Source organism: Lactococcus sp. LG606 (genome assembly GCF_017309645.1).
GTDB lineage: Bacteria > Bacillota > Bacilli > Lactobacillales > Streptococcaceae > Lactococcus > Lactococcus petauri.
In genome coordinates, this window is record NZ_CP071301.1 from 1,480,555 (window position 1) to 1,493,138 (window position 12,584).

General features: G+C 38.8%; 12 protein-coding genes. 2 read left to right on the top strand and 10 right to left on the bottom strand.

Annotated features, from left to right (window positions below; genetic code table 11):
- Nucleotides 1-51: 51 nt before the first annotated feature.
- The 9 genes from galT to J0J35_RS07330 all read right to left on the bottom strand — a co-directional run bounded on the left by galT (nt 52) and on the right by J0J35_RS07330 (nt 10,412).
- Entirely contained in the window at nt 52-1,530 is a 1,479-nt protein-coding gene (galT, locus tag J0J35_RS07290; protein ID WP_206916401.1) for a UDP-glucose--hexose-1-phosphate uridylyltransferase, read from the bottom strand.
- Between the two features lie 11 nt (nt 1,531-1,541).
- The gene (locus tag J0J35_RS07295) at nt 1,542-2,741 is read right to left on the bottom strand and encodes a galactokinase (protein WP_206916403.1); all 1,200 of its coding nucleotides are present in this window, start codon (nt 2,739-2,741) and stop codon (nt 1,542-1,544) included.
- A gap of 10 nt (nt 2,742-2,751) precedes the next feature.
- Entirely contained in the window at nt 2,752-3,780 is a 1,029-nt protein-coding gene (locus tag J0J35_RS07300; RefSeq protein WP_206916407.1) for a galactose-1-epimerase, read from the bottom strand.
- Between the two features lie 52 nt (nt 3,781-3,832).
- Nucleotides 3,833-5,230: a glycoside-pentoside-hexuronide (GPH):cation symporter gene (locus tag J0J35_RS07305; RefSeq protein ID WP_019292216.1), complete on the bottom strand. Its 1,398-nt coding sequence runs from the start codon at nt 5,228-5,230 to the stop codon at nt 3,833-3,835.
- A 321-nt stretch (nt 5,231-5,551) separates the two neighbouring features.
- The gene (locus J0J35_RS07310) at nt 5,552-6,289 is read right to left on the bottom strand and encodes a MurR/RpiR family transcriptional regulator (protein WP_019292217.1); all 738 of its coding nucleotides are present in this window, start codon (nt 6,287-6,289) and stop codon (nt 5,552-5,554) included.
- Between the two features lie 10 nt (nt 6,290-6,299).
- Entirely contained in the window at nt 6,300-7,172 is an 873-nt protein-coding gene (locus J0J35_RS07315) for an adenylyltransferase/cytidyltransferase family protein (RefSeq protein ID WP_206916419.1), read from the bottom strand.
- Nucleotides 7,173-7,194: 22 nt separating this feature from the next.
- Nucleotides 7,195-8,484: a U32 family peptidase gene (locus tag J0J35_RS07320; protein WP_206916422.1), complete on the bottom strand. Its 1,290-nt coding sequence runs from the start codon at nt 8,482-8,484 to the stop codon at nt 7,195-7,197.
- A gap of 69 nt (nt 8,485-8,553) precedes the next feature.
- Nucleotides 8,554-9,492, bottom strand: coding sequence for a zinc-binding dehydrogenase (locus J0J35_RS07325; protein ID WP_206916423.1), 939 nt, complete (start codon nt 9,490-9,492; stop codon nt 8,554-8,556).
- Nucleotides 9,489-10,412, bottom strand: a complete 924-nt coding sequence (locus tag J0J35_RS07330; RefSeq protein ID WP_206916426.1) for a peptidase U32 family protein — start codon at nt 10,410-10,412, stop codon at nt 9,489-9,491. The genes J0J35_RS07325 and J0J35_RS07330 overlap by 4 nt, the downstream gene beginning before the upstream one ends.
- Before the next feature lie 172 nt (nt 10,413-10,584).
- Here J0J35_RS07330 and J0J35_RS07335 point away from each other — a divergent pair, with 172 nt between their 5' ends.
- Nucleotides 10,585-10,863: a DUF3270 domain-containing protein gene (locus J0J35_RS07335; RefSeq protein ID WP_019294186.1), complete on the top strand. Its 279-nt coding sequence runs from the start codon at nt 10,585-10,587 to the stop codon at nt 10,861-10,863.
- 43 nt (nt 10,864-10,906) lie between these two features.
- On the opposite strand, the gene J0J35_RS07340 is transcribed toward J0J35_RS07335, so the two are convergent.
- Nucleotides 10,907-11,728 (bottom strand): putative RNA methyltransferase, encoded by an 822-nt coding sequence (locus J0J35_RS07340; protein WP_206916428.1) that lies wholly within the window; start codon nt 11,726-11,728, stop codon nt 10,907-10,909.
- A 229-nt stretch (nt 11,729-11,957) separates the two neighbouring features.
- On the opposite strand from J0J35_RS07340, the gene J0J35_RS07345 reads away from it, so the two are divergent.
- Nucleotides 11,958-12,584, top strand: a complete 627-nt coding sequence (locus J0J35_RS07345) for a copper homeostasis protein CutC (protein ID WP_195917315.1) — start codon at nt 11,958-11,960, stop codon at nt 12,582-12,584.

A 12,584-nucleotide genomic window follows, 5' to 3' on the forward strand; every position in this document is an offset into this window, starting at 1 on the left:
TGATGTACAAAGTTTTTAAATACTATTTATCAATCACTTACAAGTATAACCTTATTCATTTATAAAATCAATGAAGCGCTTAAACCCGGCATATCCTGCTTTGTCATCTTTAAATACTCCCGCATCTTGCAATACTCTTGTAAAGACAGCTCCAACTGCTTCACGGACATACTCTGAGACATTTTCTTCAGTAAAATCCCCTTGATTTTTTAACTCTTGTGCCCAAGGTAAGTGTATATCTTTCATATGATGTGGCTTTCCTAAGAGATACTGTTCCACTTCTTGCAGTTCATTTTTCAATCGCGGAGGTAAAACAGCCAAACCCATGACCTCAATCAGGCCAATATTTTCTTTCTTGATATGATGCAGGTCTGCATGAGGATGAAAAATCCCATCAGGATATGTTTCATTAACATTATTGTCTCGCAAGACTAAATCCATCTCGTAAGCCCCCTCACGTTTACGAGCGATTGGCGTAATCGTATGGTGTGGCGTACCATCAGCAGAATGAGCAATGACATCAATGCTTGTATCCGAATACTGTTGCCATTTCTTCAAAATGTAGTCCGCAAGTGTCAAAAGCTGCCCTTTGTCCTCAGAAGACAAACGTAACACACTCATAGGCCAATTCACAATGCCAACTGCTACTTCTGGAAAAGCTTTAAAGGCTACTTGTTCTCTTAACTTAGCTTTAGCCATCGGAAATTCATGACGTCCTGCTTGATAGTGATCATGTGTCAAAATAGAACCCCCAACAATTGGTAAATCAGCATTGGATCCAATCATATAGTGAGGGAACAAATCCAAAAAGTCCAAGAGATTACTAAAAGATCGGCGATTAATTTTCATTGGCTTGTGCAAGTTGTTGAGCACAATTGAGTGTTCATTATAATAAGCATAAGGCGAATACTGAAAGCCCCATTCTTCATCCTGTAATTTTAAACGGATGAGGCGATGATTGCTTCGTGCAGCTTTATTCCCTCCACCATAAAGCCCTTCGTTTTCAATACAGAGCGCACAGGCTGGATAACTAGAATCTTTGACTAATTTAGCTGCAGCGATAGCTTTTGGATCTTTCTCCGGTTTTGAGAGATTGATTGTGATTTCTAAATCGCCATATTTTGAGTGATAATTAAAGGCGATATTTTTTGCGATATCTCTCGTCTTGACCTGATTAATTTCCTGAGTCAGTCCATAAAAATAATCTGTTGCTTTTTTAGGACTCTCTTGATAATTCTTCCAGAACTCACGATTAATTTGACTTGGTGTTGGACTAATAAAGTCCATCAGAGCCGCTTCATAAAATTCTTCTTCTTCTGGCGAAAAAGCTTGATTGTCGCGTGCAAGGATCATGAGCTGATCCATTAAAGTTAGTGCATCATGTTCTTCTTTAACTTGTGGTTCGTCCCAATCGTTCATCCCCAAGAAATGGAGTAATTGATTACGCCAATATATTTTATCAAGCGTTTCAATTCGATGATTTTTTTCTGATAAATTAATAAATTCTTGAACAGCTTGATATTTTTCCATTTTTACTTTTCCTACTCCACATCCAGTTTTGTTGATCCTGAACCAATTTGGGCGACATAAAAGCTTGCTGGATAGCCAACTACTTTTTCATATTCCGCTCCCACTGCTTCTTCAAAATCTGCGACTTTATCATGAGCTACTAAAGCAATTGCACAACCGCCAAAGCCTGCACCTGTCATACGTGCGCCTAATACACCTGCTTGTTTTTGTGCGGTTTCAGCCAGCGTATCAAGTTCAATCCCAGTCACTTCATAGTCGTCTTTGAGGGAAGCGTGTGAAGCATTAAGTAATTCACCAAACTTCGTCAAATTACCAGCAACAAAAGCTTTTTGTGCTATTTTTGTACGGTTATTTTCATATACGGCATGGCGCGCACGTTTAATCAGGGTTTCATCACCAATCAAGTCTGTATTGGCATCAAAATCCTCATTAGAAAGTTCACCCAGGGATTCAATAGCTAATTTACTTTGCATACGTTTCAATGCTTCACGTGTTTCAGCAAAACGCTCATTATATTTTGATTCTGTTAAAGCACGTGGTTTGTTTGTGTTCATGATGACAATATCATAATCACGTAATTCTACCGGCACCATTTCATACTTAAGAGTATTACAGTCCAATAAAATCGCTTTTTTCACTTCACCAAAACCAATCGCAAATTGGTCTAAAATACCAGAGTTGACGCCAATAAATTCATTTTCCGTTTTTTGTCCGAGTTGTACCAACTCCAAGCGTGGGACTTGTAAATTAAACAGGTCGTCTAAAACTACACCGACTAAAAGTTCCAAAGAAGCTGAAGATGATAAACCAGAAGCTGTTGGAATTTCACCATTGATAAGTAGTTCAAAACCTTTATCGATGGTATAGCCTGCATCTTGAAGCATCACTATCATTCCTTTAACGTAATTTGACCAACTGTCATCATCTTTTTCCTTGACCTCTGTTAAATCAAATTCGATAAGACCTGCTTCTGGAAAGTTTTGTGAAAAAAGTCGGATTTTTGTATCTTCACGTAAACGGGCCAAACCTGTTGTCCCAATTGTAATTGAGGCTGGGAAGACGTAGCCGCCATTATAGTCGGTATGTTCACCAATCAAGTTAATACGACCTGGCGAAAAGAAGTATTCCACATTTTCTGTATCCCCAAATACTTTTTCAAAACTGTTTGTTAATGCTGTTAAAACTTTACTGTTTTCCACGATTGTTGTCATTTTCTTTTCCTCATTTTTTCTCTTCTTTATGGAGTTTATAAATTGTTTTTGAATAGTATTTCTCACCTGCTTTGAGTGTGATATCACCCAACTCAGGAATTTGTTGACTGCCTGGCGCCACTTGTGTTTCAAAAGTGATTCCGCCATGATTTACTTCTTTTTTCCCTTGATACACTGCACCAGATTCGCCAAAATTTGCTGAAAAAATAACAATGCTTGGACAATCAGTATAAACAGAGACACTTAACTCTTCAAAGCTTAAGCGTGCTTGCTCTTTCTCTATGCTTGGCTCATCTAAAAGGAAAGGATGATCAAGGCCATCAACCAAAATCACTTGCTCCATAGTACTTTGAAAGACTTCCGAGAGCTTTTTGCCTGAACGCAAATCTAAGTCTGTACCCGCTAACTCCGCTATATCTCCACGTACTACCTCGCTCTTGTCTAACAAAGGAACAAAACGAGAGGCGCCTAAACGCAAGAAATGGTTGTCTATACTTTGAGCTACATCTCCGGACAAATTAAAGTAAACATGACCTGTAGGGTTAAACACCGTGTCTTTATCAGAAACGGCATCATATTCAATGGACCAAGCGCCATTTTCATCAAAACTGTGAGTCACAGTAACTTGTATCTGTCCTGGATAGCCATTTTCACCATCGTTTGACGTCAAGTAAAATTGAACTTTGGCTTGTTCTGCTTCCTGAAAAACTTCAAACTGCCAGAGTTTACTTTCAAAGGAATCTTGCCCTCCATGTAAGGTTTGCGCAGCTTCATTTTGTTGCAATTGTACGTTCTTGCCTGCTATCTTCACTTGACCGTCTTTGATACGGCCAGCTGTTCGGCCAATTGTGGCACCAGGATAGTTATCTTTTTCGACATATTCTTGTGTAGAATCAAAGCCCAAAACGATTTTCTTACCATTGACTGTCCAATCCACGATTCGGGCACCGTAATTGCTCAATGAGAGCGTATCTCCTGCCTTGTTTGTTAAACAAATCAAATGCGCGCCTAAGCCAAAGTCTTTTGTTGTTATTTCCATAATTCACCTGTCTTTAAATAAGGAGAGCTAGCGTCACCGCTAGTCCTTATCTTTATTTTAATTTATTTTCGAGTTCCGCAACAATTTCTTTATGACGTTTCTCTGTTAATTTTACCTTAAGAAGATAAATCGTGAGTGAGATAATCATCAGAACGGCTGGAAGAGCGAAGGCATAAAGCTTAAAGGTCGTTACCCCGTAAACTTTATGTGGATCAAAAGTTGAACCGGTCATACCAGCTGCAATCGCCACAAACCCAAAGATCCCATTTGAGAAAGCACCAGCAATTTTATCCAGTAACGGACGCATTGCCAAAGTAACTGCTTCATTACGCACACCATTTTTCCATTGACCATATTCTACAGAGTCTGTGATTGTCATCAAAACTGATAAGAACACAAGCTGATAAGGTGTAGTCAGAAAGATAAGACCGAGAATTGTCATTGGCACTGAACTTCCAAAGATAAAGAAAGCATAACCGACAAGCATCGAGAGAATTGCACCTGTCAAAACTTTACGACGGCCAAATTTCTTCGCTAAGACAGGGAACAGTGGTACTAAGACGATAGAGCCGATAAAGCCGACAATCCCTGTAATTGAATACAGTGCAGCTTGTCCTAAAACGAAGGTAAACATCAAAATCAAAGTTGCTGTTGTTGCGACATAGGCTAAAGCAAACAAGATATAAGACAATGACAACCACATCAGCTGATCATTTTTCAATAAAGCTTTAAACACATCAATGGTTGTTGTTTTTTGTGATTGTTGACGGATAACAGAATCCTTTTCTTGGGTACCCCAAGCTGTAATTAAGGCTGTTCCACCTGAAACAATCGCAGCAATGACACCAAATGCAAACCAACCTGATGCACCTTGGGCATGGTGCCCCGTCATGAGTTGAGTGAATCCATAGGTAATCGGGATAACGAGAATAGTTGTTCCTTGAGCACCAATAGCTGAACCAAAACGGGCAAATGTTCCGAGTGACTCACGTTCTTCATTCTTTTCAGAGAGCGCAGGAATCATTGACCAAAAGGCAATGTCCTTGAAGGAATAAAAAGCATCCAGAATGACAAAAGAAATGATAAAGACAATAATAAATAAGGTTGTATTTGAACTTTTGGCTAATCCAAAGAAGTCTGAAAACATCAATACAATCATTACAGATGATATTAAACCGCCAGCAACCAACCAAGGTTTAAATTTTCCCCAACGCGTGCGTGTGTTGTCAATAATACTCCCAATAATGGGATCAAAAACAATTTCTACCAATCGAATAATGACGACAAGTGATGTCACAAGGGCAATCATTGCATCTTCATGTTCACTACCTGCAAACATTTGACTCGTAACAAAAGCAATAAAGAACACGCTAATTGCTGCATAATAGGTATCGTGACCCAAAGCACCTAAAGCATACGAAATTCTTTGTTTCATTTTTCCTCCCTCCATCGGGAACCTCCTTTTTCGATTTCCTTACACCGAAATCGCTTACATTAATATGATAGCATTTTCTTATTTGGAAAAGTTTCCCATTGGGTAAAGAAGGCAGGAAATACTTCCTAAAACACCGCTTACAAAAGCTAAGAATGTAAGTTGTGGTTCACAACTCGCTTCGCTCCCTGCGTATTATCGTTCTAATTTGCTAAAGCAAAAAGAACTTTATGTTGTTCACAACTCGCTTCGCTCCCTGCGTATTATCGTTCTAATTTGCTAAAGCAAAAAGAACGATAATAAAAGCAAAGCTCCTTGGCTTTGCTTATTATTTGATTTTCATTGTTTTTTATAAATAGAGTAAGCATCAAAGAGGACACGTACTAAAATATACAAGGGCAGTCGACTATGGACATCAAGATCAAAATAATTAACTTCTAAAGAGCTTTTATAGCCAATTAGGGAGACATCTGCAAGACGTACTAATGGACTTTGCTCCGTTACAGTCAAGGTCAAAATTTTTGCACCATGGGTTTTTGCCACTTCGGTTGCTTCAATCAGTTCTAAAGTTTCGCCACTCAAGGACAAATTGATGATTAAGCTGTTCTCTTTGACAAAACTTGCATAATAAGTCATATATTTATAGTCATCATGAAGTGTCACTGGCTTATGGAAAAGTTGAAGCTTCTTCATCATCTCTACAGCAGCATGAGTGGAAAGACCACGCGCAAAGAGAATGATCTCACCAGCTTGGTCAATAGCACGCACGGCTTGTTCAATAGCAGGAGCCGAAATATTATGAATGGTCCGTAGGAGTTCTTCTTCGTTTTTACCAATTGCGGCCAAAACTTCATTTGAAAAACCATTAATATTGGGAAGTGGCTTTTCTTTTATCGAATAGCGAAATTCGGCATAGCCCGAAAAACCTTTTTTCCTCACTGTGCGATTAATCGTTGATAAAGAGCAATGAGCTAATTCTGCCAAATCTGTAATAGAAAGTTGGGGAATTTCATCATAATGCTCTTGAATTACTTGCCATGTATAGGCTTCGGCACTTGATAACTTTTGGTTAACCATGTTTCCTCTCCTAATATTTTAAACGGTCAATTTGAATCCCTGTATACTGACTAATTGCATCAATAGCATGATAATAGCGCCCGAGATAAGCGCGTGTGTCACGCGTCGTTTCTTCATCATCTAAACGTACAACTTTTCCAGCAAGTCCTTGCTCTGCTATCTCCCTTAAAAGTGCTTCGTCATTATCAGATGGAATTAAAAGCACCAGATCCATATCCGGAGATAGAGTATTATCAATAAAGATTATACCTTGATTTCCGGCTGAAGTGATAGCCTGTTCAATATCCTTTGCAAAGGGGGCATTGTTAAAAGTACGTGCTAAACGTCTAACCAAGGTTGACTTACCACTTTGTCGGCCACCAATTATACCAACAATTTTAGTGAAATGTCTACGAAAAGCGGGATTTATCTCGTTCCAGTGCAACAATGGATTTTCACGTATGTCTGTTGCGGATATCTTAATATCTTGCCTATCAGCCATTTCTACCTTATAGGTACGCAAATCTTGCGGAAAACGTGCACTGAGCTCAGTTACATATTCCGGCTCTCCCACATAAAAAGTAATTTCCTGGCTCTGGTAATTTTTTAATAAGTCAAACAAACGTTTAAACCAAGCATCCCATCCTTGTGGCATCGGAGGTAAATCCGTTTCATCTAACATTGCAACCTCAATGTCCTCTTCATCAGCAAAAGCTTCCTGTAAATAGTGATAACGTAGGGCTAGAGGCAAGCCAATCTTATCACCTCGATCATGAGTATAGCCTGATACGACTAAGAGAACCTGATCATTAAGTGCAGCACACTTGTAAATCTGTTGCTGGTGCCCCTTATGAAAAGGAGCAAAAGTACCAAAATAAACGCCTAATCTTGTCTTTTCTGTCATTACGCTCCTCTATTTAATCTTTTTAAGCACGCACTGTTTTAGCCGCACCTGATTTTTCGTAAAGATTGATTAAGCCTGCACCTGATTTACGGATCATATCTCCAGGTTGTACAGGCGTTTCCACATCAATATGTAAAAGGGTCATTGGATTTGGTGCACGGTCGATAGATTCTCCTGTTTCTGCCAAACGTAAGTTTTTAATTGTTGTTTCAGAATGACGGAAGCCAGGCCCATAAAATTCAATCGTATCACCTTCTGTAATGACGTTCCGTTGACGAATCGTCGCAACCTTACTGTCTTCATCGTAAGCAACAACTTCGCCAATAAACTTATATTCTGGAATTTTACGACGTGCACCAAAAAGTTGTTTATTTTCATCAGGAATACCATAATAAAAGCCTGTATCCAATTCCCGTTGCGCCACTTTCCAAAGTTCATCAACCAAATCTGGCTTAATAGCCTCAAACTTTTCCGGACTTTCTAGATAAGCATCAATGGCCGCTTTGTAAACATTTGAAACTGTTGAAACGTAGTGAATAGATTTCATACGTCCTTCAATTTTCAAGGAATTTACACCATTTTTGATCATATCAGGAATATGTTCAATCATGCTCATATCAACTGCAGACATTGAAAATTCTTCGGGAATTTCACCTTTGATTGATTTGCGCTCACTACCAAAAGGCATATCATAAAGGTCATATTTCCAACGGCATGATTGTGAACAGCCACCTCGATTGGCATCACGCATGCTCATATAGTTTGAAAGTACACAGCGTCCACTATAAGAAATACACATAGCACCATGGACAAAAGCTTCAATTTCCACAGATGTATGTTTTCGGATTTCTGCTAATTCTTCCATAGAAACTTCACGGGCTAAGACGACACGTTCCAGTCCTAAACCTTGCCAGAATTCTAAAGTTTCGTAATTCGTTGCTGAAGACTGCGTAGAGAGATGAATTGGTAAACCTGGTGCTTCGGCTGCACAAATTGCTATCAATGCAGGATCCGAAACGATTACTGCAGAAATTCCTAAATCACGCAGTGTACGGAACCATTCGCCTGCACCTTTCTCATTCCCTTCGTGTGTGACCATATTGGCCGCAACATATACCTTAGCATTGTGGGCTGAAGCATACTCTACGCCTTCACGCATCTCATCAAAGGTAAAGTTACCTGCGCGTGATCGCAAACCGTAGGCTTGTCCACCGATATATACAGCATCTGCGCCATAATCAATCGCTACTTTGAGTTTTTCCAGTGTGCCTGCAGGTGAAAGTACCTCAGGTCTTGTATAATTTTCTTGCATTTTTTCTCCTATTTTCAAGATAAGATTTTTGATAAGGTCTGCCGACCAAAACTTCTTTAATAAAATAAACTATGGTTTTAATAAAACTTTGCCAATATTTTTTCCAGACTCTAAATACTGATGAGCTTCCTTGCCTTCAGCTAAGGGAAATACAATTGCTTCCGCTGTTTCAACTTTTCCTCTTTCAAAGTAATCAAAGAGACGCTGACTTCGGCGTTCCCTTTCAGAAAAGCTGGTCAAAAAATCCCATAAGTCACCCGTTAGGATATTTTTGGATTGAGACATCATCTTCACGAGATCAATTTGTGGCGGATTGCCTCCCGCCATACCAAAGAAAATCAGACTTCCTCTGTTCCTCAAAAGCTCTAAATTTTTATTCACAGTGCTGCCCACGCCATCATAAACCGTATCAAATTTAATAGACAACGCTTGTCGCCACTCATCCGTTCGGCTTGGATAGACTTGACACACTCCACGAGAAAGGGCCAAAGCTTGTTTTTCTGCATTCGATGCCGTACCATATACTTCCATACCATCTGCCACAAGAATTTGAGACAAGATCTGCCCGACACCACCGCTAATTCCTGTAACAAATACTTTGTCCCCTATTTGATTTTTCCCTAAATCATGCGCTAAGAAATCTGCAGTCAAACCTTGAAGACCAATACTGGCGGCTAACTTTAAATCAATATTATCAGGCAAATAAATCAGCTTTTCTTTAGGCACAGCAACATATTCAGCATTAGCAAAGGGAACATCGACAAAAAGAACTTTTCTTCCTTTCTGCTTCCCTTCGACAATTTCACCAGAACCTTCGTATCCATTAATATAAGGATGGTGTTCCTCGATATGATAGCCTCCTCGGCGGCGATAAATATCTGCAAAATTGAGACCAATATATGCCGTTTTGACTAAAACTTCATCTTCTAGCACTTGTGGCAAGGGAACTTTGCCATATTTAAGGACATCACTATCCTCAAATTCTTCAAAATACAAAGCTTTCATCATTTAATTTTACCTGGGTCTAAGTCATAGAAACCATGTGATAAAGTACGCCCTGCTGGATGAAGTTTACGCACTTCTTCTTCAAGCTGAAAGGACTTATCTGCAGTGAAATTTCCTGCTTCAATGGCATTTTTCGCTTCTACAAACAACTTCGTAATGGCAACAAAATCCGCACCGCGTGTAAAGATACCGTCCAGTTTCCAATGGTCAAAGCCCATTTTTACCAGTTCCGAGAGCTCGCTCATCATATTAAGATCATCGTTAGCAAAAATGTGTGTACCATGATTGTCTTCAAAGATACTATAGTGGGTATCTTCCTTTTTGGGTTCCGAAACAAAAAGATTACGTTCACGATCTTTTCCTGTCTCTTCTGTCTTAATAAAATTGTAGTAATTTTGCACTAAAGGACGTTTACTTTGATGAATAACAGTTGCTCCATAAACCAATACCTCGCCGGGTACATCTAAGTTTCCCGTCATGGCTTCAAGTTCCGGTTTGGGAAGCTCCCGTGCTAACACAGCTTCGACAGCACCTTGGCCCGCCCAGAAGTTGATTTGGCGGCTTGAAGTCACCATGGTAGAAGCATCATAAGTAAAAGGCAAGTCATATTTGTCTCTTTGAAGCACGAAGATAACTCCTGCATCTCCTACGGCTATGCGATCTACTTGAATATCTTGCAAGAAGTCTAAGTAGGGTTTTATTTTAGCCATCATATCAACGTGCATCAATGCATTTACAGCAACAGTCACTGTTTTTCCTGCTTCATGTGCAAGAGCTGTAATCTCACGAATTTCATCGTAGCTAAGCGCTGTGGGTAAGCGTAACCCAAACTCGGCTTCACCAATATAAAGGTTGTCAGTTCCAGCAGCAAGTAGAGCCTTGGCTTGCTCCACACTTTCTGCGGTAGTAGTAATTTTAATCATAGACTAAATTATATCACTATTTATCGCTCTTGACACGTCAGATTTTCATTTTATTTTATTTTCCGATTAACAAAAAAGTAATATAAGACATGAAATTGTATTGCAAACATTTACATAATTTGTTATGATGTAGTGTAGAGCTTAATTATCAGGAAAACTTAGGAAAAAAACTATGGAATTAAAAAATTTAAACGATTTCTATGAGAAGCAAGAATACTATTCATATGATGAGCTACATGAACAAGAAAGCCATCTTACCAAACGTGTGCACGAGCTGACTTTCTTTCTTAATGTCGCAAGCTTTTCAGTCATCATGGCAATGATGGTCTATATTTTTATTACAATGACAAGTAGTTTAGTTGCTGTTCCAGCTGCTCTTGTTGTTGGTTTTATCGTTTTCCTTGTTTGTAAAAAAGGAATCAAAAAGATTGTACACCTCCTCATGAAATAATAAATTTTATGTTCTAACAGAAAAAACCTCAGGAAGAGGTTTTTTATTTTTGCCCGATTAAAACTTGCACATGAATAGTTGACTGGGTTGGGGGATTTTTTCTTGCTGCTTCTTTTATCTTAGAGGGTACCGCCCATTCTAAAGGACTCATTTCCAGAAAATCTAAACGAAGGGTCTCAGGAATTTCAAAACTATAATGAAGTTCTTTTTCCACGGCATTAGGATATTCCTGCTTAAAGCGTTGAATAACCTCTGTATTGTCATAGTTAACTGGAAATCCATATACTTTACGCAACTCTTGAAGATAATATCGATCTGGTACAATCTTGATGATATTCCCCCCTGACTGTAACACTCGATTAAACTCTTTATAGTTTGAAGGTGTAAAAATATTTAAGACACTCGAAATAGAAGCATCAGCAAAAGGTAGTCTTGTCAAATCTGCCAAACTTAGAAAAGCTGAAAAAGGCAAATCAGTCGCCATTTCAATACCATCTTTTGCAATATCAAAGCCAAATTTGTTCCCTTGGTAAGACAACAACTCCAAAAACTTGCCTTCACCTGTACCCACATCCAACAAATTGCCAGGTAAAAGGGCTTTTTCAATTTCCTTAAGTACAGGTGTGTACATGCCAGCAGCTATTAAGCGACGTCTGGGTTCAAACATCTTCTTTGTATAATGTTCCGTATCTGCTTTTGTTTGTAAAAAGTTAACATACCCTTTTTTATTTAAATTGAAGGTATGCTTATTCTCACAACGCAGTGCATAAGGCTCCAAAGCAAAGGAAGTGTGGCATAAAGGACAGCTGAGACTTTCGAGATTTTTTTCTAAATAAACATAGGCTTTTTCAATTTTTTTTAACATAAACCTATTATAGCATTTCATCAGATGCTTTAACTTTTCTGGATCCAAGTAATCCTATAAAGCGTAGGAATCACAAATATCCAAGAAAATATTTTTTCTATTTATGCAGTATTTTATATCAAATCGCATGCCTCGTTTGCTATACACTAGCTTTTTATTCATTAAAAACAGCAAAGCTACTTTTTTTGTTATAATAAAGAAAAAGTCAGAAAAGGAAATAAAGAAGCCAATGATTATTCGTGAACTTTGTGTTGAAAATTTTACTGAAATTCCTCAAGCAATTGCTGCAGGAGTCGAGCGTATTGAACTTTGTGATAACCTTGCTGTGGGTGGAACAACACCAAGCTATGGCGTCATTCAGCAAGCCGCTGAATTTATCGGAGACCAAAAGACAACCTTAGCTGTTATCATCCGCCCACGTGGAGGCAATTTTGTCTATAATTCTTATGAATTAAAAATCATGGAAAATGATATTCTCAAAGCTATCGAAGCTGGTGCACAAAATCTCGTTTTAGGCGCTCTAACAGAAGACAATCAAATTGACGTTGAAGCCCTTGAAACACTCATGGTGGCCTCTCAAGGACTTCCTGTAACCTTCCACATGGCCTTTGATGAGATTGAGGACCAGCATGCAGCCATCGATACATTGGTCGAAGCTGGCGTCGAAAAAATTCTTATGCATGGAGAAAGTCTCGACAAGCCACTCAATACCGAAAAAATTGCAGATCTTGTTAAATATGCGAAAGGAAGAATTGCTATTATTATTGGTGGTGGAGTAACTGTTGATAACTATGAAGAATACGCAAACTTAACAGGTACAAACTTTGTCCATGGAACAAAAATTATTGCAAAATAA

Bases quoted from the DNA above. Each gene is read 5' to 3' on its own strand.
- J0J35_RS07295 (WP_206916403.1), bottom strand. From the start codon at position 2,741: ATGACAACAATCGTGGAAAACAGTAAAGTTTTAACAGCATTAACAAAC.
- J0J35_RS07325 (WP_206916423.1), bottom strand. From the start codon at position 9,492: ATGATGAAAGCTTTGTATTTTGAAGAATTTGAGGATAGTGATGTCCTT.
- J0J35_RS07330 (WP_206916426.1), bottom strand. From the start codon at position 10,412: ATGATTAAAATTACTACTACCGCAGAAAGTGTGGAGCAAGCCAAGGCT.
- J0J35_RS07315 (WP_206916419.1), bottom strand. From the start codon at position 7,172: ATGACAGAAAAGACAAGATTAGGCGTTTATTTTGGTACTTTTGCTCCT.
- J0J35_RS07340 (WP_206916428.1), bottom strand. From the start codon at position 11,728: ATGTTAAAAAAAATTGAAAAAGCCTATGTTTATTTAGAAAAAAATCTC.
- galT (WP_206916401.1), bottom strand. From the start codon at position 1,530: ATGGAAAAATATCAAGCTGTTCAAGAATTTATTAATTTATCAGAAAAA.
- J0J35_RS07300 (WP_206916407.1), bottom strand. From the start codon at position 3,780: ATGGAAATAACAACAAAAGACTTTGGCTTAGGCGCGCATTTGATTTGT.
- J0J35_RS07305 (WP_019292216.1), bottom strand. From the start codon at position 5,230: ATGGAGGGAGGAAAAATGAAACAAAGAATTTCGTATGCTTTAGGTGCT.
- J0J35_RS07335 (WP_019294186.1), top strand. From the start codon at position 10,585: ATGGAATTAAAAAATTTAAACGATTTCTATGAGAAGCAAGAATACTAT.
- J0J35_RS07310 (WP_019292217.1), bottom strand. From the start codon at position 6,289: ATGGTTAACCAAAAGTTATCAAGTGCCGAAGCCTATACATGGCAAGTA.
- J0J35_RS07320 (WP_206916422.1), bottom strand. From the start codon at position 8,484: ATGCAAGAAAATTATACAAGACCTGAGGTACTTTCACCTGCAGGCACA.
- J0J35_RS07345 (WP_195917315.1), top strand. From the start codon at position 11,958: ATGATTATTCGTGAACTTTGTGTTGAAAATTTTACTGAAATTCCTCAA.